We start from the raw sequence: 21,955 nt of genomic DNA on the forward strand, positions 1-21,955 counted from the left end.
TGGCCGGCTCCTTTCTATTGCTCGCGGGAGCGCTTCGCCCGCCGCTCATTCGTCACGGCCTTGCGCCAATCGCAAAATTCCGGAATATCCAGAAATGGTTCGCCCTTCAATGAAAAACGGGAAGACGCGGCCGTCAAGCCGGATCCTCCCGTTATGTTTTCCTATAGTAACATCATAAGCGACTAAATGATCAACTGACGTGGCGTTCGGACTATACGGAGGACCGGCTTACCACCAGCCGCCCCAGCCGCCGCCCCAACCGCCAAAACCGCCGCCGAAGCCGCCTCCCCAGCCGCCTGCAAAAGGGGCCGTGCCAATGGCGAGTACATCGAACAAAACCAACGGGATAATGGCTTTGGTTTGAACCTGTTTGCCTCTTCCCCGCTCGAGAATGAGCGAATTTCCTTTTATGCCGACCAGCTTGCCGTATACGACGGAGCGGTCCTTGCGAACGGCATAGATATGGCGTCCAACGAGCTTTTGCACTTGCGATTTAGTCACGCGTGCCATTCGAACTCCTCCCTTCACCGTTTGTCCGTTCATTATATGACCGCGGGCGTGGTTATGGCTGTACGCTTGTACGCGGAGAATCGCGGAGTCGTGCAAAAGTCGAGGAACCGCATGCCGGGGATTTCCGCGCGGAACGCAAAAGACGCCGTCCCGGCGAAGGGAAGGCGTCTTATACGCGAATGATTACGCGTTGATTTTTTCTTTGGCGGTGCCTGCCAGCGAGTTGAACGCGGTGATGTCGTTCACGGCCAGGTCGGCGAGGATCTTGCGGTTCACTTCGATGCCGGCCAGCTTCAGGCCGAACATCAGCTTGCTGTAGGAAAGGCCGTTCTGACGAGCGGCTGCGTTGATACGCACGATCCACAGCTTGCGGAAGTTGCGCTTCGTCTGGCGACGGTCGCGGTATGCATACGTCAGGGACTTCAGAACTTGTTCGTTGGCTTTCTTGAAGAGGCGGTGCTTGGCGCCCCAGTAACCTTTAGCCAGCTTCAGAACTCTATTGCGACGGCGGCGCGTTACGAACCCGCCTTTGACTCTTGCCATTTGAGATTACCTCCCGGTGAATGTATAGGTCCGCTGCCCGATGCAGCGAATCCGGTTATGTGATTACTTCAGGTTAGCCAGTTGCTGCTTCATGCGGCGAACGTCGCCGTCAGCCAGCAGCGGCTGCGTACCCAGAACGCGCTTTTGGCGGCCGGACTTGTGGGACAGCAAGTGGTTCTTGTAAGCCTTGAAACGCTTGACCTTGCCGGTGCCGGTGATCTTGAAGCGGTCCTTCAGGCTGCTGTGGGTTTTCATCTTAGGCATCTGTATTTCCTCCTGTCGTCAGTGGGTGGCCTTGGGGGCCAGAATCATAATCATGCTGCGGCCTTCGAGCTTCGGCACGCGTTCGATGACGCACAGGTCTTCGCCCGTGGCTTCTTGCGCGACGCGCTCGAGAATTTTCTGGCCGATGTTGGAGTGCGCAATCTCACGACCGCGGAACCGCACGGAGCATTTGACCTTGTCGCCTTCTTTGAGAAACTTGATCACGTTGCGCATCTTCGTCTGATAGTCATGTTCGTCGATGTTCGCACGGAACCAGACTTCCTTCAGATCGACGATCTTCTGATTCTTCCGGGCTTCCTTCTCTTTCTTCTGTTGCTCGTAGCGGAATTTGCCGTAGTCCATGATGCGACATACGGGCGGCTTCGCTTGCGGAGCTACATTGACCAGATCGAGATTGGCGTCGATCGCCATCTGCATCGCTTCCCTGAACGGCTTGATGCCGATCTGTTCGCCTTCAGCGCCTACCAGACGGACTTCCTTCGCCCGGATTTCCTCATTGATTTGATGATCCTTGCTAATAACGTTCCACCTCCATTAATGGAAAAAGGTCGTCGTTGCAACCTGGGCAACCAATAGGTCAAGAAGAACATAAAAAATGCGGGCCTCTTCGCCCGCATTCCGCTCGCTAACGTTGGATGGCCGCCGGCTGCGAGCAAGCTCGCACGGTCGGACCGGATACGTAGGCTACGCTGACCAGCCGGCGTCAGCCGAACAGGTGAGAAGCGGGTGCTTCTTCTTGATAGCACTGTTATTTAAACAGTTACCGAACTACTATAGCACGCCCATCCAGGCATGTCAAACGAATTCCGTGCCTGCAGCGGGCTGCAAGCCGGGACGGCGCCCGCGCGCCACGATGACGCGTCGGACGCCGCAGATGCCCGCTACATTTGCTTGCCTTGCACTTCCTCGAGTCGAAGCACGCGCGTGTGCTCCGTGTGGCTCCACTGCTTGTTGTTCTGGGTAAAGAACGCCCAGAACGTCACCGGCCACCAGGAGAAGAAGAAGATCGGGAACGTAATCAGCCTGAAGTACAGCTTCCAGCTGACCTTCTCGAGCATCATCGACAGCGGCAGCTGCGCGTAGATGTACAGCGAGATCGGCACCGCGATCCAGGCGGGCGCGACCGAGTAAATCGAGTCGAAGTGCGGCGCTCCCGGCAGCAGCAGATCGAACCAGAGCGTGAAAGTCAGCAGGAAGCCCATCAAGAAATTGTACGCGTTAAAAATATAAATAGCGGCGTCGATTTTCACCCAGCTCCGTTCGCGGATGCCTTGCCACAGCGTGGGCAGCATATAGCGGCGCGTGATGTCGAAATGCCCCTGCATCCAGCGCAAACGCTGGCGCGAGGACGCGCGGAACGTAATCGGCTTCTCGTCGTAGACGCGCGCGTCGAAGTTGAACTTCGGCTTGATGCCGCGTTGTATGCAGCGTACGGTGAACTCCAGGTCCTCCACGAGGCTTGTGGCGCCCCAGCCCATTTCCTTGAGCAGCTTGGTCTCGAACGTCATGCCCGTGCCGCCCAGAAAGTTGGACAGGCCGAGATTGTAGCGCGGCAGCTGCCACAGACGGTTGCAGAACCAGTAGTTGATGCCGTTGGCCGCGCTGACCCAGCTGTCGTGCGGGTTTTTGGTGTCCAGGTAGCCCTGGATGACGCGGTGTCCGTTGCACAGGTCCTCGTTCATGTACTGCAGGAAGTCGGTCGCGACCAGGTTGTCGGCATCGAACATAACGATGGCGTCGTACTGGCGGGGCCGCTTCCACAGCTCCTTGAGCATCCATTCGATCGCGAAGCCCTTGCCCCGCTGAGCGGGATTGTTGCGTTCGCAAGCATAGACGCCTTCGTAGCCGCGTACGATCCGGGCCGTGCCGTCCGTGCAGTTGTCGCAAATAACGAAAATATCGAACAGCTCGCGCGGGTATTTCATTTTCAGCAAATTCTCGATAAGGGCGCCGACGACGGCTTCTTCGTTGTGAGCGGCCACAAGAAGGGCGAACGATTTGGTCGGCTTGTGCGTGATGGTCTCTTTCTTGCGGTACCAGCCGAAGAAGGACAGGATCACTTGATAGGCTCCGATCAGGAAAAAGAACACCTGAACGCCGAGCAGCAGATTGTTAAACATAAGCGGTATTACCCCCTGGGACCCCTATTTTTCATGATTTTTCTCTGTTAGCGCGATCAAGCTCGGAGAGTCCGAAAGCATACGCTTGATTTTCTTACCTTCGGTTCGCTTTGTCAAAAGCGGTTGGATGCCGTATCCGGCGCTTTCGGACCGGATATGCGGAATAAACCGCAACCAATGTTGCCATGTTCCCGAATGCTTCCTTATATCCTCCTCTTACGCCCGAATTCTCCGTTAATGCGTCTGCAGTCTCGTTCGATTACCGATTTGACGGCTGCGCGGCAGGCGGTTTGGCGACATTTCCCGGTTGATCGCAAATATCTCCATAGAAGTGTACCCATACGTCAGGTCATGTTAAACGGCCCGTTCCCGTCCGAAGCCGACGAGGCGCGTTCGCGGTTGTACGGCATTCCTCCTCCCGATCCGTTTTGCCGATACGGCTGTTCATCGAAGCAGCTTCGCAAACCCATGGAAAGTTGTCCCTTTAATAAGACGGAAGCCGAGGCGCGCGGGTTTCCGGTTCATCCGTACTATTTTTAAAACCTTGCCCGATGCGCTCATACGCTGCCGTCCTGGCGCCGGGTTGGAAACGTTGTCCAATTTCGAATATAATGTCGATAGAAGATGACTGAAGTCCTAGTTTTATTGTCATAAGGAGGGGTAAAACCATGAATTTTGTTCGTTCGTGGCGGAGATCGATTCGCCTTAAGCTTATTCCTTTGTTCCTGCTGACGCTTATTATTCCGGTATCGGCGCTCGGCGTGGTCAGCTTTCGGATTTACGACGACGAATCCGGTCGGTTGATCGAGAAAAATTTGCAGAATCTGGTCAACATGGCCGCAAGCATAACGGAGGGCTTCGAAGCGGAGGCGTCCAGCGGCCGCATGGAAGCAGCCGAGGCCCAGGAATACGTCAAAGAACAGCTGATCGGCGCCAAGTCGGGCGAGACGCGCACGATTACGAAGGATTTCGATCTGGGCGAAAACGGCTACTTTTTCATTTTGAACGAAAAAGGCGACCTGCTGGGCCATCCGCTGCTCGAAGGCCAGAACATTATCGACAAAAAAACGAGCTCGGGCTTCTACTACATAAAGGACATGATCGCCAAAAGCATGCAGGGCGGCGGCTTTACCCTTTACGATTGGCCGCTGCCGAATTCGGACAAGGAAGCCCAGAAGATCACCTACGCGCTGCAGGTGCCAGGCGACTGGGGCTGGATTATCGCTGCCGGTTCCTATATGAAGGATTACAATTCGGGCGAAGGCCATATTCTGAACGCCATCTGGATCACAGTCGCAGTCTGCTGGCTCGTATTCGCGCCCCTGCTATGGCTGCTGATCCGCTCGATCGTAAGTCCCATCAAGCGAATCACGGCCGAAGCCGCCCGCATGGCATCCGGCGATCTGAGCCAGCTTAATCTTGCCGTTCGCAACCGCGACGAGATCGGAGATCTGGCCAGCTCGTTCATCCGCATGCACGACAATCTTCGGGATATCGTCAAGCTGCTGCTGGCGAACGCCGACCGTCTGAACGCGGCTTCGGGCAATATGAGCCTTGCGGTCTCGGAGACGACGCAGGCCGGCAGGCAGATGGCGGTGGCGGCGCAGGAGATCGCCTCGGGCAACGAGACGCAAGCGCGCGCGGCCACGGAGAGCTCGCAGTCCATGGAGGAAATGACGCAGGGAATCCAGCGCATCGCGGACACGTCCTCCGCGGCGTTCGATTCGTCGGAGACCACTTTGTTCGAAGCGGTCGAAGGCAACCGGCTCCTGCAGTCCACCGATGCCAAGATGAGCGCGATCAGCGAGGCGACCGAGAAGCTGTCGGGCATTCTCGCCCGCTTGACGGAGCGCTCCTCGCAGATCGGCGGCGTCGCCGAGGCGATCGCGGAGCTGGCGAGCCAGACGAACCTGCTCGCGCTCAACGCCTCGATCGAGGCCGCCCGCGCAGGCGAAGAAGGCAAGGGCTTTGCCGTCGTCGCTGCCGAGGTCAAAAAGCTGGCGCAGCGTTCAAGCGACTCGGCTGCCGAAGTCGCCGATCTGATCCGGACCGTGCAACAGGATGTGTCCGAGGCGGGTGCGACAATGGAAATGAATCAAAAGGCGGTCGAAGCGGGCGTTCAAGCGCTCCTGCTCACCGGCGAATCGTTCGCCGCCATCGTCAAGTCTACGCAAAGCGTTGCGTCGCAAATCCAGGAATCCTCGTCCTCCGCGCAGCAAATGGCGGCGAGCTCGGAGGAGATGGCCGCGTCCATGCAGGAGATGGATCGGATCGCCGGTCAAGCCAACGAGCTGGCGCAGACGATCTCCGCTTCTACCGAGGAGCAGCTTGCGGAGATGGAGGAGCTGAGCGCGTCCGCCGAATCGCTGCGCGCCCTGGCCTCTGAGCTGCAGCTGATGGCGCATCGGTTTAAGCTGTAAGACAGTGCCATGAGTAACATAGAAGAAAAATCGCCAGGGGGAAGATCCCCCTGGCGATCCTTTTAAGCTTGGCGTATCCGAAGCTGGCGCAACGCGGAACGCCTATCGTCGGCTCATTCGACAGCCGTTCTGACGGGCTTGCCTGTCGTCGCAGCGTCGTTCATTCGCCTCAACTGCCTGCAAATATACATCTTTTTTTGCCTATGCCGCTCCTTTGGAACAGGATAGATGCAAAAAAGCAGTTATTCTTCTTCATCGGCCGGGTTTTTGGCTTGCCCTTTGCATTTACCTGCATATTTGCAGGTATTTTATGAAGTGGCGCGGGTCGGTACAAAATACATGTACAAATGCAGTTTTTTACGGCCAAGCCTTTATAATGACCAGGTAATCCATCCCTAAATTCCCTCTCAATTATATAAATTCCATAAAAAAAAGGATATCTACCGACCCCTACGGATCAGGAGACATCCTTTTTTGTCGCCGGTCGCATCGCCGAATGCATCGGCGTTGACGCTTCGTACTGCGCCTACTCGTCGTCCGCTTCCGCCGCGCCGGCATGCCCGGACTTGCGGCGCGCCAGCGCCTCTTCGGCGCGTCGCTCCTGCTCCGCGTGCTCGGCGTCAAGCCGCTCGCGGTGCTCCGCGAGCGCGCGCGCGCCGATGACGGCCTCGAGCCTGTAGATCGGTTGGCCCAAGCCGACGAACTTCGTCTCATACTCCGTCATGACGAGATCTTCGCGCAGCTCGTCCCGATGGAGATGAAGCGAGACGTTGCGCAGCTGCAGCCCCGTGTCCGCGAAGCTGTTGAGCGAAAATTCGAACAAGCTGAGCGAGTCGGTCTTGAAATGAATCTCGCCGACGTCCGACAGCAGCCGCTTGTACCTCATCAGGAACAGCGGATGCGTGAGCCGACGCTTGCCGTGCTTGCTCTTGGGCCAAGGATCGCTGAAGTTCAGGTAGATGCGCGTGAGCTCGCCCGGCTCGAACATATCTTCAAGAAACTCCGCGTTCCCCCGAACCAGCGCCAGATTGGGCACGCGCTCCTCGCCCTTTTCCTGCCATATCGCGCGCGCCTTCTCGCTGCCCCGCTGCAGCAGCTCGTCGAACATATCCATACCGATGTAGTTGATTTCCGGATTTCTCGCGCTCATCTGGGTGATAAACCGGCCCTTGCCCATGCCGATCTCGATCATAATCGGACGGTCGTTGCCGAAAAATTCGTGCCAGCGCCCTTTCAGCTTCTGCGGCTCCAGCACGACCAGATCGGCCTGTGCCTCAAGCCCTTGCTTAAATTTCCTGCCGCGCAATCGCATGTAGATCCTCCCGTATCGCCGATAATAAAACCGTGCCGCATCCATTGTGCAGGCTTCTGTGTTCTTTGTAAAGCGGCACGCGCTTTATCGGGCAGCGTCCGCAAGTTCCTGCCTGATTTTATTCGCGTTATCCTCATGATACTTGCGCTGATTGAGCGGAAACGGCGCATCGGCGATCAGACGGGCCGCGCCTTCCTCGTCTCCGGCCTGGATCAGCCGGCGCAGCTCCCGAATATATCGCAGATCCGCGTCCCGGCGTGCCCGCATATGAGCGGAATCGCTCGACGTCGAGCCGTGTCCCGGCACGAAAAGCTTAATATCGTGGCGCTCTGCGATCGCGTCGAATTTGAGAAGCGTCTCCTCGTAGTCGGCGCTGCCGTGGAAAATAAAAGGGAACTCCGCATCCGACAAATAATCGCCCGCTATCAAAATGCCGTACGGCTCGACAACCGTCATCATGCCGTCCGCGTTGTGTCCGGGCGCTTGGTAGCAGACGAGCCTCGCGTCGCCGAGCGCAAGCGCCGTGCCGTCGCCGTCCATCGGGTGGTCCACGTTCGGGAAGGCGATTTCGTAATTTCTTTTCAAATAATACTTGTCGTCGAATTCCCGGATCTGTTGCAGGTTCCGCTCGCGCTCCGCCGCCGGACTGCGGGCGAAGCTGCCGCTCGCGACGACGATGGCGTCAGGAAACGCCCGCCAGCCGATAATATGGTCAAAGTCCGAATGCGTGAACAGCAGCGCGACCTGACGGTCTCCACGCACGCGTTCCACGTAAGCGCGGATTTCCTCGACCTCCCGGGGAAGCCAGCAGGGATCCGCAACAAGGACATGCGTGTCCGTCACGACGACGGTCGAGGTAGTCCGGTACAGATCGCTCTCGAATACTTTTACCGCTCCGTCATCTATCCTCAGCATCGATCGTCCTCCTTCAACCTTTACGCTTCAGTATAAGTCAAGCGCGGTCGTCGAGGAAGAACAAGCCGGGTCTGCGGCGCCAGCCAACGCCCGGAACGCGAAATAAGACCGCCTTCCCCATGCAGGGGAGAGGCGGTCTATAAAAGTCTGTGTCGGATTAGTTGAGTGGACGGTTCTCTTCAATATGGTAATGGACTTCGATCGCTTCCTGAAGCTTCTTCTTCGCGGACGCGCCGACATTGTGGTTGTTGTTGAACTTGACGCCTGCCAGCGCCATCATTTCCTTGACCGTGAGCTCTACCTTCATCGTATCGTCGCCTTGCGGAATACGTACGGACGTGTTCATGAACTTCACTCGCTTTCTGAATATAAGATGGGTCAAACCTAGCTTATCCGCACTCTTACGACTGTATCCGACAGACGTCTTATTTGTGTTGATGTCAGATTTATTTGTTGATCTGACGCACTTTTAATATAACACGTTCATGTAAGGTTTAGCAAGAAGGCGAGCGCCTTAAAGCCATCATTTTTTGAGAAAACTTCTTTATCGGAAATCCGTCCCGCTGTAAAATGAATCGATGAAAATGGTATGACGGGGCATTTTCAGCTACAATAGAAGCAGCCTAGTCGATCCGACTAAAGACAAGCGACAAGGAGCGGCGAACGAACATGCCGATCATCGAAAATACAGCAGGCGCAGCCATCCCGCCTACGGAATGGAGCGGCAAACGATTCCATACGTGGAATCACGAGATGAGGCGCGAATTCGGCACGAAGGTATTCAAGGTTATGCTGGACGCGGGCTTCACCTGCCCCAATCGCGACGGCTCGATCGCGGCCGGCGGCTGCACGTTCTGCAGCGCGCGCGGCTCCGGGGACTTCGCGGGCAGCCGCCGGCAGGATCTCGTCACCCAATTCAATACGATCCGGGACCGCCAGCATCTCAAGTGGCCGGAGGCCAAGTACATCGGTTATTTTCAGGCTTATACGAATACGTACGCGCCGCTGGCTACGCTGAAGGAATATTACGAGGTGATTCTCGAGCAGCCGGGGCTGGTCGGCCTCTCCATCGCCACGCGTCCCGACTGTCTCCCCGACGACGTCGTCGACTATCTGGCGGAGCTGAACGAGCGGACTTATCTCTGGCTTGAAATGGGCTTGCAGACGGTGCACGAGAGCACGTCCACGCTCATTAACCGCGCCCACGATACGGCCTGCTACGTGGACGCAGTCGAGCGCCTCCGGGCGCGAGGCATCCGGGTATGCACGCATATCATCTACGGCCTCCCCGGCGAGGACGAGGCGATGATGATGGAGACGCTGCGGCAGACGGCTGCGATGGACGTGCAGGGCATCAAGATCCACCTCCTTCACCTCATGCGCAAGACGCCGATGGTAAGGCAATGGCGGGACGGGCTGCTTCGCTTCCTTGAGATGGACGAGTACGTGAAGCTGATCGTCGACTCGCTGGAGCTGCTGCCGCCGGATATGATCGTCCACCGGCTGACCGGCGACGCGCCGCGCGATCTCTTGATCGGGCCGATGTGGAGCCTGAACAAATGGGAAGTGCTGAACGCCATCGACGCGGAGCTGGTGCGGCGCGGCAGCTGGCAGGGTAAGCACTGGAAGGGACGCTGACCGCATGGGCTTCCTTTCCGTGCTGACGATGGCCCAGCGGCTGGTGTCCGAGCGCATCTCGCCCGGCGCGACGGTGGTCGACGCAACGGCCGGCGGCGGCGTGGATACGTTGTTCTTGGCCAAGGCGGCCGGCCCTGGCGGACGGGTGTATGCCTTCGACGTGCAGGAGGAGGCGCTGGCGCGGACGAGGAAACGGCTGCTTGAGGCGGCTGCGGCAGCTACGACGGGGGCCGGCGGCGATCGAACGCTCGCCGAGGTCGTACTGCTGCATGCGGGGCATGAGGAGATGGCCGAGCTGGTGCCCGCCGACGCGCATGGGCGCGTCGGCGCGGTCATGTTCAATCTCGGCTATCTGCCCGGCGGACCGGCCTCGGCGGACGGAGCGGGCCCGGTCATTACGAAGCCGGACACGACGCTGGCAGCGCTCGATGCCGCTCTTCGCCTGCTCGCGCCGGGCGGCATCGCGACGATCGCCGTCTACCCCGGCCACGAAGGCGGGCAGGACGAAGCGTCTGCGGTCGGCGACTGGATCGCCGCACTGCCCGACGATGCCGTCCAGGCGCTGCTGTACCGCTTTCCGAAGCGGGCGGGATCGCCCTATTTGTATGCGTTGGAGAAAAAATGAAATGGAGGCTGCCTATATGGCTGTCAAAAAAATCGAGCATGTCGGCATCATGGCAAGCAATCTGGAGCGTTCCATCGCCTTTTACGCGCAAACCGTCGGACTCGTACATACGGATACGCTGCCTCACACGAACGGCGTGATCCGCCTCGCGTTCCTGTCGTTCCCCGGCGCAGACGAGACGGAGCTCGAGCTCATCGAAGGCTACGACGGGACGCTTGCTCCCGAGGGACGCGTGCACCATGTCGCCTTCGGCGTCGACGACATCGAAGCCGAGTATTCGCGCATCTCGATGCTGGACGTCGACGGGCTCGACGCCGAGATCACGACGTTGCCGAACGGAAGCCGCTACTTCTTTTTCCGCGGGCCTGACGGCGAGTCGCTAGAATTTTTCCAATCGACCAGAGGAGGCAACCAAGCATGACCCAATCGACCAAACCTTATCCCCTTCACTTCAAGCCTGAGTTCAAAGAACGCGTATGGGGCGGCCGCGCCCTGGAGCAGTTCGGCTTCGACGTGCCCCCCGGCCATATCGGCGAAGGCTGGATGATCGCCGACCACCCGAACGGCGTCTCGCACGTGCAGAACGGCGAGCTGGCCGGTCTCGGGCTCGACGAGATCCGTGAGCGCTTCGGCGCGCAGTGGTTCGGCGCGAAGGGCGCGGTCGCCGGCCTCGGCCGCTTTCCGCTGCTCATCAAGCTGCTCGATTGCAACGATGATCTGTCCGTTCAAGTTCACCCTAACGATCACTATGCAGGCCTGCCCAAGGGCGAGCTGGGCAAGACCGAGATGTGGTACGTCATCGACGCCGCGCCCGGCGCCAAGATCATCTACGGCCTGAAGCCGGGCACGACGCGCGAGAAGCTCGCCGCGGCCATCGAGGAAGGCAAGATCATGAATTCGCTGCAGGAAGTGTCCGTTCAAGCCGGCGATACGTTCTATATTCCCGCCGGTACGGTTCACGCGCTCTGCGCGGGCGTCCTGGTGGCCGAAATCCAGCAGAACTCGGACACGACCTACCGTCTGTACGATTACGACCGTCCGGGCCTCGACGGCAAGCCGCGCGAGCTTCATATCGAGGATTCGCTGAACGTGACCGACTACGAAGGCGCAGGCGCGAGCCGCATGTCCTCGGCCGGCACGCCGGCGGGAGAGTGGCTGCGCCTCGCCTCCTCGCCATACTTCGAGACCGACAAGGGCGTCGTCCAAGGCGACTGGGAACTGGCGACGCCGTCCGACAGCTTCGTTATCCTGATTGCCGTGCAAGGCCAAGGCTCGATCGGGTGGGACGGCGGCAGCCTGGACATTAAGGCCGGCGACTGCCTCCTGCTCCCGGCCAATCTGGGCGCTTACCGCCTCGGCGGCAATATGACCGTGCTGCGCAGCCAGCTGCCTTAAATCCCGCATGACGCGCTGCAGCTTCGGCTGCAGCCGCGTTCGGGCAATTGTCAGACCACTCCCGCGTCCCCGGGCGGATGCGAAAGGAAAGATCCATGGCATGCTGAGGCAAATGCTGATTTTGTCCGGGTTGGGCATCGCGATGTGGGCCCTTGGGACGCTGTTTTTTATGCTGTTCGGCGATTGGGTGCTCGTCGCCGCCGAGGATCGCCAATTCGGGGCCTCCCTGTTCCTGCTCGAGGCGCTCACGGCGCTCGTCATCCTGGGCGTCGCGCTCGTCGTGCGTCTCAGACTATTCAGAATGCCGGGTTCGGCTACCCGGTTCGGCTTTATTGGCGCATTGATCGGTCTTTTGCTGAATACCTTCGTCCTTCTTTATAGAGACAAGGTTCTGTACGACCTCGATCAAGGGCAGTATCATACGTTTACGATCTGGATGACGCTCGCCTACGCTCTATTCCTTCTGCTGCCGGCGATTGCCGACCGATTGATCCGTGCCCGACCTGCCGAGACAGCGCACGATCGGGACGTAGACGACGGTTTGAATACGCAGGACGAGTCGGCCGCGTACCGGCCCGAATAAAGCTTTAAGCGAATGCCTCATCCGTTTCCGAGCCACAACGATGAGCGAACCCGCATTTTCGGATCCATGGTCCGCGAATCGGGTTCGCCGTTTTTATATCGCCATATCGCCATATCGCCCGACGCGACCAAGGAGGCTGCATCCCCATCGAACCGATCACTTCCGCCGAACAGCACAGACGCGAGGCTCCGTCCTCCGTCGCCTGCATGATCGTCACCGTATCCGACACTCGCACCCCCGACACCGACAAGAGCGGCCGGCTCATCCGTGAGCTTCTTGAGGCGAATGGCCATACCGTCCGAAGCGCGCTGATCGTGCCGGACGAAGTCGAACGCATTCGCGAACTGCTTCATTCGGCCGAAAGCGATCCTGCGATCGAAGCGGTGCTGTTGAACGGCGGCACCGGCATCGCTGCGCGAGACACCACCTATGAAGCGGTAGCCGGCATGTTGAGCAAGGAAATGCCGGGCTTCGGCGAAATTTTCCGCATGCTCAGCTTCACGGAGGACATCGGTACGGCCGCCATGCTGTCCCGGGCGATCGCGGGCACGATGGGCCGCACGGCCGTGTTTTCCATGCCCGGCTCGACCGGGGCGGTGCGCCTTGCGATGACGCGGCTCATCGTGCCCGAGCTCGGCCACGTCATGCGCGAGATCTACAAGGACGATCCGCGATAACGCGCGATCGGATGTAACATGCTTCGCTACGTTAACACAGTCCCGCCGCACGGTGCCGCTATTGCTCCCGACAACCCGGGACCGATTGGCTTAGCGGCATGAGGTGCCGCTATCGCCTCCCGCCACCCAGGGACCGAGTGACTTAGCGGCACGAAGTACCGTTATTGCCTCCAGCGCCACAGGGCCGAGTGGGTTTAGCGGCACGCCATGCCGGTATCGCCTCCAGCCACCCCTGGACCGCTTGACTTAGCGGCACGCGGTGCCGCTATCGCCTCCAGCTCCCCAGGACCGAGTGGTTTAGCGGCACGCCATGCCGCTATCCCCTCCAGCCCCCCGGGACCGCATGACTCAGCGACTCGCGGTGCCGCTATCGCCTCCCGCCACCCTGGGACCGAGTGACTTAGCGGCACGCGGTGCCGCTATCCCCTCCAGCTCCCCAGGACCGAGTGGTTTAGCGGCACTCCATGCCGCTATCACCTCCAGCCCCCCCCCCGGGACCGCATGACTTAGCGGCACGCCATGCCGCTATCACCTCCAGCCCCCCCGGGACCGCATGACTTAGCGGCACGCCATGCCGCTATCCCCTCCAGCCCCCCCGGGACCGCATGACTTAGCGGCACGCCATGCCGCTATCCCCTCCAGCCCCCTGAGGCCGCTTGACTTAGCGGCACGCCATGCCGCTATCCCCTCCAGCCCCCCCGGGACCGCATGACTTAGCGGCACGCCATGCCGCTATCTCCTCCAGCCCCCCCGGGACCGCATGACTTAGCGGCACGCCATGCCGCTATCTCCTCCAGCCCCCCCGGGACCGCATGACTTAGCGGCACGCCATGCCGCTATCACCTCCAGCCCCCCCCGGGACCGCATGACTTAGCGGCACGCCATGACCGCTATCCCCTCCAGCCCCCTGAGGCCGCTTGACTTAGCGGCACCCCATGCCGCTACCCGGCATTCGCCAAGCGAATGTGCATGGCACAATTACATAATTTGCGCTGATGCCGAGAAAAGCATGGACGGTTCGCTTCACGCGAACCGTCCATGCTTTTTCCAGAACTAAGCGACCTGCTTGGCCTCTTGTTCGTCCGGCGCCTTCGTGCGGCGAATGAACAAGCCGACGACCAGCGCGACGAGCGCAACGATAAAGCCGATCCAGAACGCATCGTGAAGGCCCGACATGAGACCGGCGACCTGCTCGGCCGGCGCGGTCGGATCCTCTGAGCCTGCCAGATAGTTTTTGGTGCCCGTCGACATAATGCTGATGAACAGCGCCGTGCCGATCGCCCCGGATACCTGCTGCAGCGTGTTCAGAATTGCCGTGCCGTGCGGGTACAGATGCCTCGGCAGCTGGTTCAGGCCCGTCGTCTGCGCAGGCATCATCACCATCGAGATGCCGATGAGCAAAACGATATGGATAAAGATGACATAACCCTTGGACACGTCCGTGTCGATGCCGGTGAACATCCATACCGACAGCGCCGTGAGCGCCAGGCCCGGAATGACGAGCACGCGCGGTCCGAACTTGTCGAACAGCTTGCCCGATACCGGCGCCATGATCCCGTTGATGACGCTGCCCGGCAGCATGAGCAGGCCCGACTTGAAAGCGGTCAGCAAAAGAGCGCTCTGCAGGAACATCGGCAGGATGGTCATCGTGGAGAACATCGTCATCATGACGACGAACAGCAGCACGGTCACCAGGCTGAACATCGGATACTTAAAGGCACGCAGGTCGAGGATCGGTTCCTTCACGACCAGCTGGCGCCAGATGAACAGCAGCAGGGAAAGGCCGCCGACCGAGAGCGACCATACGACCTCGGGATCTCCCCAGCCGCTCTCGCCCGCTTTGCTGAAGCCGTACACGATGCCGCCGAAGCCGATCGTCGACAGCAGTATCGAGACGATATCGACTTTAGGCTTGGTCAGATCGGTGACGTTTTTCAGGAATGCCGCGGCGAAAATAATGGAAAATGCCGCTAGCGGGAGCACCAGGTAGAACAGCCAGCGCCAGTCGAGCGCATCGATGATCAGTCCGGACAGCGTCGGTCCGATCGCCGGCGCGAACATGATGACGAGGCCGATCAGGCCCATCGCCGCCCCCCGCTTTTCGATCGGGAAGATGACGAGGATCGTGTTCATGAGTACGGGCAGCATAAGCCCCGTCCCCATCGCCTGCACGACGCGTCCCGTGAGCAATACGCCGAATTCGGGCGCGAATGCCGAGATGGCCGTGCCTATGAGGAATAAAGTCATCGCGGACAAAAACATCTGCCGCGTCGTAAACCATTGCTGCAGCAGCGCCGTGATCGGCACCAGGACGCCGATGACGAGCATGTAAGCCGTACTGAGCCACTGGATCGTCGTTGCGCCGACGTTGAATTCCTTCATCAAGTCCGGCAGCGCGTTCCCGAGCAGCGTCTCGTTGAGAATCGCCACGAATGCGCCGATGATGAGAGAAAAGACGATCGGTCCCCTGCGTATCTTGCTTAAATCGATTGTCGCCCCTCCGGACGACGGTGTTGCCCCGTTCATGGGTAAAGCCTCCTATCCGTATCCTCTTTGTCTACACCTGTATGTTTATTTGTACAAGTGTTAGTATTAACTATACAATGCGTTCGCCGTCTACGGTCAAGAACCAATTCGCAATAAATGTAGTCTAATCTACATTGGAGGCATTAATGTATATGAAAAGCGACGGTTCTACCGATCTTAGAGTACGACGCACCCGCAAGCTGCTATGGGACGCGCTGATGGCGCTGTTGGGCGAATCCGGCCGGACGTTCGAATCGCTCACCGTCGCCGAGATTTGCGAGCGGGCGATGGTTCACCGGACGACCTTTTACAAGCATTTCGAGGACAAATACCATTTGCTGTGCGCAGGCTTCGAGGAATTGAACAAGGAGCTTGCGGCCATGGACTTCGAAGAAAGAATGCGGCGTCCGATGCAGTTGCTCGAACAGTTCGGGCATCAGCGGCAGTTCCGCACGATCATGAAGTCCGAACAGGATTCTACGTCGATCAAAAGCCTCATGCAGCGCATCGGGTCCGGCTTCATGAAAAACGATCTGCTCGCGCTCGAGCGTAAAGACGGTCCCTTCCCGGTCCCGGCCGAAATCATCGCCGAATTTTATGCCGGCGCGATCAACGGGATCGCCGCCTGGTGGGTGCAGCATGGCGCGGACTTCTCCGCGGAGACGATGGACCGTTATATCGGGCAGCTGCTGAACCCGGCCATTTTCAATCGGCAAACGCCATAAAAAGGACGGATTCGCGTAAGGATGCGAATCCGTCCTTTGTTATGCGCTAGTCTAGCGAGCCGGTCAACCATAAATTTCAGTTGCCGGCGGCGATCCGTTCCTGCCCGTCCAAGACGACCATCCGCGCCGGCGCTTCCCCGGCGCCGTGAACGAAGACGAGCGTCGTCTCCCGGGAACGGTCGACGATTCCATCCCGCTCCCACCTCGCGTAATCGAACGGCACGCGGTCGATCGACGCTTTTTTAGCCAAATCCCGCTCGTCCGCGCCCAGCTCGGCGGCCGCCCGTTTGAACCGGGAGGTCCAGTCTTCCTTCCCGAGCCTGTCCTCCCACCATAGCTTGCGCGGCTTGTACTTGTGCTGGAGATAATAGTCGATCTTGAGGAGCGCAAGGGTGACGTCCGGATCGAGCGCAGGATGCCGGTCCTCCTCGAGAAAGGCCCATAGCCGGACGAACAAGTCCTCAAGCTGATGGCCGATCCGCTGCCAGCCGCGCGCTTCCCAATAGTCGCCGAACCGCTGGAAAAAGTCGAAGGGCGACGGATACGCCACGTGAACCAAATATTCGATCGTCCGGTTCATGCGGTGCGCGTTCCAGTATTTCTCCAGCACGTCTTCTACGCGCTTGATGCGAACGATGTCCGCGAACGGCATCAGGTCGTTGCCAAGCATCTCGTAAGGCGCCCTGTCCATGTAAATATAGCCGAACTTTTCCGCGTCCAGCCGAAGCCCCGTCCCCCGAAGCATCTTAAGGAAACCTAGCTGCAGCTCCTCCGGGCGAAGCGCGAACACGTCGTTAAACGTTTTGCGGAATGTATCGTAATCCTCATGCGGCAGGCCCGCGATGAGGTCGAGATGCTGGTCGATTTTCCCGCTCTCCTTGACCTTCGTCACGGTACGCACGAGCTTGTTCCAGTTCTGCCTGCGCTGCACTGCCAGGTTGGTCACGTCGTTGGTCGACTGGACGCCGATCTCGAAGCGGAAAACGCCGGGCGGCGCGTGCTCCGCCAAATAATCGAGCACTTCCGGCCGCATGATGTCCGCCGTAATCTCGAACTGGAACACGCATCCCCGGTGGTTCTCGATCAAAAAACGGAACATCTCGAGCGCGTAATCCCTCTTGATGTTAAACGTGCGGTCCACGAACTTGATCAGCTTCGCCCCGCTGTCGATGAGGTACAATATGTCCGCTTTGACCCGGTCCATGTCGAAATAGCGGACGCCGACCTCGATGCTCGACAGGCAGAACTGGCAGCTGAACGGACAGCCGCGGCTCGTCTCGAAGTAGACGACGCGATTGGCGAGGCTCGGCACGTCCTCCTCGAACCGGTACGGCGAAGGCAGCGTCGCCAGATCCAGCTTCGGGCGGCCGGGATTGACGACGATCTCGTCCCCCTTGCGATAGGCAAGGCCGAACACGAAGTGGAACTTGCGGCTGCCGGACAGCTCGCGCAGCAGGTCGCGCAGCGTCTCCTCGCCTTCGCCCATGATGATATGGTCGACGGCCGGCAGCCGCTCCATCCACTGCTCCGTATCGTAGGAAACCTCCGGCCCGCCCAGGACGATCGTCGCGTCCGGCAAAATCTTGCGCAGCATGTCGATAACGGTGATCGTCTCTTCAATGTTCCAGATATAGCAGGAGAACCCGATGACGTCGGGCTGCCTGGCGAATAGATCGGAAGCGATGGTCATCGGAGGATCCTTGATCGTGTATTCCGCAATATCCATCGGAAACTCTTCCTGGCTATAAGCCTTCAGGCAGCGCAGGGCGAGCGAAGTGTGAATGTATTTGGCGTTCAGCGTCGCGAGGACGACTTTCATGCTTGTCCCTCTCTTTAGGAAAACAGATTTCTGCTCTCTTCATTGTACGGGATCGCGGCTGCCGTGTAAAAGCGGAGACGTTCCGGCATGCCGCGTTCAAAAAAGATTTGTTGCCCGATCCTAACACCGCATGCTATGATCACACCAATATGATTACAGCAGCAAAGCATGCGCCGCAAGCTTCTCGATTCGAGAACTTGCGGCTTTTTGCGTTCCGGACAAAAATTGGAGGAAAAAGATGGCGCCGCATGATGAAGCCTTTAAGAAGCTGCTGCAAACTTTTTTCAAAGAATTTATTCAGTTGTTCTTTCCCGAGTTGGATGAATGGATCGACTATTTCCATACGCGCTTGCTTATGCAGGAGCTCCTGGTCGATATCGTAGGCTCGGAGGCACGACAGTTGGACTTGCTTATGGAGACCAAGCTTAAAGGCCAGGACGCCTACATACTTTTTCACCTGGAACCGCAGTCTTATCGGGATCCGAAGTTCGCAGAACGGATGTTTATTTACTTCAGCAGGCTCTTTGAAAAATACCGCAAGGCGCACAAGCTGATCGTCCCCATCGCGATCTTTACCGGAGACGGCATGAAAAACGAACCCGATACGTTGTCGATGGCGCTGCCTTGGCACGAAATCTTCCGGTTTCGGATGCTTTAGCTCGAGCTCGGCCAGCAAGATTGGCGAAGATTTATCGACTCGGACAACCCTGTGGCCGCTGCGCTGCTGGCCAAGATGGGCTATAATAAAAAAGACCGACACGGCTTGAGGCTCGCCTATTTGACGATGCTGCTGCGCATGAAGGGAAAGCTGGACAATGCCAGACTGGCGCTTGTCCGATCCATAGCAGATTTATATTACGAGCCTGACGCGGCGGAAGAGAAATCGATTATGCAAGAATTCATGAACATGCATCCCGAGGAGGAGGAAACGATCATGGAACTGATGCCGGCGTGGGAACGGTGGGGTTACGAGCGGGGAATTAAAGAAGGCATCGAGCAAGGAATCGAACAAGGAATCGAACAGGGCAAAAGAGCGATTCAAGAAACCGCGATCGGACGCATGCGGTCAAAGGGGTTCTCCGACTCGGAGATTGCTGACCTTCTCGGCTTGCTGCCGGAGGACATGGCACGCGCGAATTCAGACGCCACATAAATAAAAGCGGCAGACCGGATGGACCGGGTGCCGCTTTTTCATTTCCTCAAGCCTCGAAACCGTCCTGCTCGATCACGCTTTGAATAAACAAATAGCTGTCCTTCGGATACCGCTTGCGTGTCTTGTAGTCAGTGTAAACGATGCCGAAGCGCTTGACGTAGCCTTCCGCCCACTCGAAGTTGTCGAGCAGCGACCAGGCGAAGTATCCCTTCAGCGGCACGCCGGACTCGATCAGGCGATGGCACTGGATGAAGTGCTTTTTGAAATAGTCGGCGCGCTTCGCGTCGTGAACGCGGCCTTCCGGCGTCAGCTCGTCTTCGTAGCACGCGCCGTTCTCCGTAATGTAGATCGGAACGTCGCCGTATTCCTCGTGCACCCACGACAGCACCTTGTACAGCCCATCTGCATATACGTTCCAGTCCATGAACGTCTTGTCGAAGCCGACCTGCACTTCCTCGCAGTCGAACAGCCCTTCGCCTTCCTTGTACCTTCCGAAGCCGCCGCTGTAGAAGTTCACACCGATAAAGTCGATCGGCTGCGCGATCGTCTCCATGTCGCCGGGCTGGATCGGCACCTCGACGCCCTTGCCTTTGAACCAGTCGACCATGAACTGCGGATATTGTCCCTTGAACGTCGGGTCCATGAACCACTCGTTGTTGTACGCGCGATTGCGGTGCGCCGCCGCGACGTCCTCCGGCTTGGTCGTATATGGCTCGAACCAGTACAGGTTGTGCGTCGTACCGATCTCGCCGGAGATGCCGAGCGCGCGGAACGCCTTCACCGCTTCGCCGTGCGCGACCATGCAATTGTGCGCGACGTTGACGGCGAGCTGCAGGTCGGTGTTGCCCGGCGCGTGCGCCCCGATATAGTTGGACAGAAACGACACGCACCAGGTCTCGTTAAACGTGATCCACTGCTTGACCTTGCCGTCGAACGCCTTGAACGCCGTCTCCGCATAACGGACGAACGCGCGGATCGTATCGCGGTTGTCCCAGCCGCCCTTATCCTGAAGCGCTTGCGGCAGGTCCCAGTGGTACAGCGTCACGCACGGCTCAATGCCGGCGGCCAGCAGGCCGTCGATGACCTTGGCGTAATAATCGAGCCCCTTCTGATTGAGTTCGCCGTCTCCGTCCGGATAGATGCGCGGCCAGGCGATCGAGAAGCGATACGCCTTGACCCCCAATTTTTTGAGCAAAGCGATATCTTCTTCGTAACGGTGATAGCTGTCGCAGGCGACGTCGCCCGTATCGCCGTTAACGACTTTGCCCGGCGTGCGGGAGAACGTATCCCAGATCGACATCCCCCGCCCGTCTTCGTTATATGCTCCTTCAATCTGGTAAGATGCGGTAGCTGTCCCCCAGACGAAATCCTTCGGAAATTGAATCGAAGCCATTTCTAACCCCTCCGCACAAAGTGATCGTAATGCGCACGCGTCATGTAAAACGTTTTCCTTCTCTATTTTATACAAAATGACCGCGCGCGCCCAGACGATATCCTGTGCGATATTGGCGCTTACTTATTCGGATTGGCCTCGTCAAGCAGCTGGCGGGCATGCTCCTCCAGCCCATCGTAGAATGCCTTGACCTCGGGAATGGCGACCTGTTCCCCGTCTTTGCCCTTTTTATAGACGGCGCCTCCCGTTTTCTCCACGATGGCCAGGAATTCCTGGGCGAGCTTCGCCGTGACCGTACCCGGGTAATCGGCGACGGCTTTTTCCAGAGATGCCTTGACCTGCGAATCCAGCTTAAACGTATCGAAGTCGAAAACGGGCGTATTGTCCAGTCCCATCAGCAAAAACGGCACATAACGCGTCGCAAACAGGCTTTCGGCCTGGCCCCGTTCGGGCGCATCGGGATGTGCCGCTACATAGGCTTCCGCTTGCGCGGCGCGTGAGGCCACCTCCGAAAGTTCGATGACGAGTCCGCCGTCGGAAGCCGACTTTTGATCCGACTCGACGGCCAGTAGCGCGACATAATCCTTCATGGCTGCGGTGACCTGCTTATCCGCGCGTTTCAGCTTGCCGTAGTCTACAACGGGGAAATAATAGCCTTCCGTCGTCTCGAGCTTGTATCCGCCGTTCATGGCGTCCTGAACGAGCGCGCGAACCTGTTCGTCCCCGATTCCGCCGATTTGCTCCTCCGTAGGCGGCCATTCGAGCTTTTGCAGCGCCTGCTGGACCTTTTCCGGCTCGAACTTCCCCTGCACGTCCTGCAGCTGCCGATCATAATAGGCGAGCATCTCCCGCACGAGTGCATCTCCCGTCTCCGGCGAGGCCTGCGCCAGCTTGTCGTCCAGCGCCTTGTTCAGCTCCGAGGCAGACAAATCGGACTGGGCCTGCTCCTTGAACGCCGCGATCAGAGCGGCATCTGCATGCTGACCGGATGGCGTGCTTGCCGGCGGCGAAGGCGATGCAGAACCGCTTGCGATCGCGCTCGGGCTTGCCGAAGACGATTGCGCCGGTGCAGAGGCAGTGACGGTTGCCGTGGCGTCCGGAGCGGTTTCGTTCGATCCGCCAGAGCAAGCCGCAAGGCCGACTGACAGCAGCAGCAGCGCGAGTCCCAATAACGGCTTGCGCATGAACGCTTTTGGCTTCGCCAGTTCTCTCGTATCGCGCATTGGACCACTTCCTTTCTTCATCGTCCCATGATAGCTACTTACCCATTGGTTGATTGCCCCTTCGAACGTATAGACGGGTCATTTACGAAAATG

At 58.6% G+C, this 21,955-nt stretch carries 23 protein-coding genes; 11 read left to right on the forward strand and 12 right to left on the reverse strand.

Annotated features, from left to right (window positions below; all coding sequences use genetic code 11):
- Positions 1-228: 228 nt before the first annotated feature.
- From KB449_RS19605 to KB449_RS19625, 5 genes are all read right to left on the reverse strand, one after another.
- Complete coding sequence (locus KB449_RS19605; RefSeq protein ID WP_282909976.1) at positions 229-510, reverse strand: hypothetical protein; 282 nt, start codon at positions 508-510, stop codon at positions 229-231.
- A 183-nt stretch (positions 511-693) separates the two neighbouring features.
- On the reverse strand, positions 694-1,053 hold the full coding sequence (gene rplT / locus KB449_RS19610; protein WP_271751867.1) for a 50S ribosomal protein L20: 360 nt from the start codon (positions 1,051-1,053) through the stop codon (positions 694-696).
- A 63-nt stretch (positions 1,054-1,116) separates the two neighbouring features.
- The gene (gene rpmI / locus KB449_RS19615; RefSeq protein WP_090114073.1) at positions 1,117-1,317 is read right to left on the reverse strand and encodes a 50S ribosomal protein L35; all 201 of its coding nucleotides are present in this window, start codon (positions 1,315-1,317) and stop codon (positions 1,117-1,119) included.
- 18 nt (positions 1,318-1,335) lie between these two features.
- A complete protein-coding gene (gene infC / locus KB449_RS19620; protein WP_282912867.1) occupies positions 1,336-1,839 on the reverse strand; it encodes a translation initiation factor IF-3 in 504 nt (167 codons plus the stop codon).
- 380 nt (positions 1,840-2,219) lie between these two features.
- On the reverse strand, positions 2,220-3,458 hold the full coding sequence (locus KB449_RS19625; RefSeq protein WP_282909977.1) for a glycosyltransferase family 2 protein: 1,239 nt from the start codon (positions 3,456-3,458) through the stop codon (positions 2,220-2,222).
- Positions 3,459-4,126: 668 nt separating this feature from the next.
- On the opposite strand from KB449_RS19625, the gene KB449_RS19630 reads away from it, so the two are divergent.
- Together KB449_RS19630 and KB449_RS19635 are read left to right on the forward strand one after the other, a co-directional pair.
- Positions 4,127-5,878, forward strand: a complete 1,752-nt coding sequence (locus tag KB449_RS19630) for a methyl-accepting chemotaxis protein (protein WP_282909978.1) — start codon at positions 4,127-4,129, stop codon at positions 5,876-5,878.
- Positions 5,879-5,946: 68 nt separating this feature from the next.
- On the forward strand, positions 5,947-6,192 hold the full coding sequence (locus tag KB449_RS19635) for a hypothetical protein (RefSeq protein WP_282909979.1): 246 nt from the start codon (positions 5,947-5,949) through the stop codon (positions 6,190-6,192).
- 212 nt (positions 6,193-6,404) lie between these two features.
- On the opposite strand, the gene trmB is transcribed toward KB449_RS19635, so the two are convergent.
- From trmB to KB449_RS19650, 3 genes are all read right to left on the reverse strand, one after another.
- On the reverse strand, positions 6,405-7,190 hold the full coding sequence (gene trmB, locus KB449_RS19640; protein ID WP_282909980.1) for a tRNA (guanosine(46)-N7)-methyltransferase TrmB: 786 nt from the start codon (positions 7,188-7,190) through the stop codon (positions 6,405-6,407).
- Positions 7,191-7,274: 84 nt separating this feature from the next.
- The gene (locus tag KB449_RS19645; RefSeq protein WP_282909981.1) at positions 7,275-8,105 is read right to left on the reverse strand and encodes an MBL fold metallo-hydrolase; all 831 of its coding nucleotides are present in this window, start codon (positions 8,103-8,105) and stop codon (positions 7,275-7,277) included.
- A 157-nt stretch (positions 8,106-8,262) separates the two neighbouring features.
- Positions 8,263-8,451, reverse strand: coding sequence for a hypothetical protein (locus KB449_RS19650; protein ID WP_090114083.1), 189 nt, complete (start codon positions 8,449-8,451; stop codon positions 8,263-8,265).
- Between the two features lie 323 nt (positions 8,452-8,774).
- Here KB449_RS19650 and mnmL point away from each other — a divergent pair, with 323 nt between their 5' ends.
- The 6 genes from mnmL to KB449_RS19680 all read left to right on the forward strand — a co-directional run bounded on the left by mnmL (position 8,775) and on the right by KB449_RS19680 (position 13,023).
- Entirely contained in the window at positions 8,775-9,743 is a 969-nt protein-coding gene (mnmL, locus tag KB449_RS19655; RefSeq protein ID WP_282909982.1) for a tRNA modification radical SAM protein MnmL/YtqA, read from the forward strand.
- 4 nt (positions 9,744-9,747) lie between these two features.
- Positions 9,748-10,368, forward strand: coding sequence for a tRNA 5-(aminomethyl)-2-thiouridylate-methyltransferase MnmM (mnmM, locus tag KB449_RS19660; RefSeq protein WP_282909983.1), 621 nt, complete (start codon positions 9,748-9,750; stop codon positions 10,366-10,368).
- 16 nt (positions 10,369-10,384) lie between these two features.
- Positions 10,385-10,789 (forward strand): VOC family protein, encoded by a 405-nt coding sequence (locus KB449_RS19665; protein ID WP_282909984.1) that lies wholly within the window; start codon positions 10,385-10,387, stop codon positions 10,787-10,789.
- Entirely contained in the window at positions 10,786-11,763 is a 978-nt protein-coding gene (locus KB449_RS19670; RefSeq protein ID WP_282909985.1) for a type I phosphomannose isomerase catalytic subunit, read from the forward strand. The genes KB449_RS19665 and KB449_RS19670 overlap by 4 nt, the downstream gene beginning before the upstream one ends.
- A 100-nt stretch (positions 11,764-11,863) precedes the next feature.
- Entirely contained in the window at positions 11,864-12,346 is a 483-nt protein-coding gene (locus tag KB449_RS19675) for a hypothetical protein (RefSeq protein WP_282909986.1), read from the forward strand.
- 206 nt (positions 12,347-12,552) lie between these two features.
- Complete coding sequence (locus tag KB449_RS19680; protein ID WP_282909987.1) at positions 12,553-13,023, forward strand: MogA/MoaB family molybdenum cofactor biosynthesis protein; 471 nt, start codon at positions 12,553-12,555, stop codon at positions 13,021-13,023.
- Between the two features lie 1,053 nt (positions 13,024-14,076).
- Here KB449_RS19680 and KB449_RS19685 read toward each other — a convergent pair.
- Positions 14,077-15,549, reverse strand: coding sequence for an MDR family MFS transporter (locus tag KB449_RS19685; protein WP_282909988.1), 1,473 nt, complete (start codon positions 15,547-15,549; stop codon positions 14,077-14,079).
- A gap of 152 nt (positions 15,550-15,701) precedes the next feature.
- On the opposite strand from KB449_RS19685, the gene KB449_RS19690 reads away from it, so the two are divergent.
- A complete protein-coding gene (locus KB449_RS19690) occupies positions 15,702-16,274 on the forward strand; it encodes a TetR/AcrR family transcriptional regulator (protein WP_282909989.1) in 573 nt (190 codons plus the stop codon).
- Between the two features lie 76 nt (positions 16,275-16,350).
- Here the strand turns inward: KB449_RS19690 and KB449_RS19695 are convergent, their stop codons facing one another.
- Positions 16,351-18,093 carry a B12-binding domain-containing radical SAM protein gene (locus KB449_RS19695; RefSeq protein WP_282909990.1) on the reverse strand — a complete coding sequence of 581 codons (1,743 nt, stop codon included), beginning with the start codon at positions 18,091-18,093 and terminating at the stop codon, positions 16,351-16,353.
- A 238-nt stretch (positions 18,094-18,331) separates the two neighbouring features.
- On the opposite strand from KB449_RS19695, the gene KB449_RS19700 reads away from it, so the two are divergent.
- The gene (locus KB449_RS19700) at positions 18,332-18,751 is read left to right on the forward strand and encodes an Rpn family recombination-promoting nuclease/putative transposase (protein ID WP_282909991.1); all 420 of its coding nucleotides are present in this window, start codon (positions 18,332-18,334) and stop codon (positions 18,749-18,751) included.
- Positions 18,752-18,802: 51 nt separating this feature from the next.
- On the forward strand, positions 18,803-19,246 hold the full coding sequence (locus KB449_RS19705; protein WP_282909992.1) for an RpnC/YadD family protein: 444 nt from the start codon (positions 18,803-18,805) through the stop codon (positions 19,244-19,246).
- A 46-nt stretch (positions 19,247-19,292) separates the two neighbouring features.
- Here KB449_RS19705 and KB449_RS19710 read toward each other — a convergent pair whose 3' ends face one another.
- On the reverse strand, positions 19,293-20,639 hold the full coding sequence (locus KB449_RS19710) for a GH1 family beta-glucosidase (RefSeq protein ID WP_282909993.1): 1,347 nt from the start codon (positions 20,637-20,639) through the stop codon (positions 19,293-19,295).
- Positions 20,640-20,758: 119 nt separating this feature from the next.
- Positions 20,759-21,862 carry a hypothetical protein gene (locus KB449_RS19715; RefSeq protein ID WP_282909994.1) on the reverse strand — a complete coding sequence of 368 codons (1,104 nt, stop codon included), beginning with the start codon at positions 21,860-21,862 and terminating at the stop codon, positions 20,759-20,761.
- Positions 21,863-21,955 lie beyond the last annotated feature (93 nt).

This window comes from Cohnella hashimotonis, from assembly GCF_030014955.1.
GTDB classification, from domain to species: domain Bacteria; phylum Bacillota; class Bacilli; order Paenibacillales; family Paenibacillaceae; genus Cohnella; species Cohnella hashimotonis.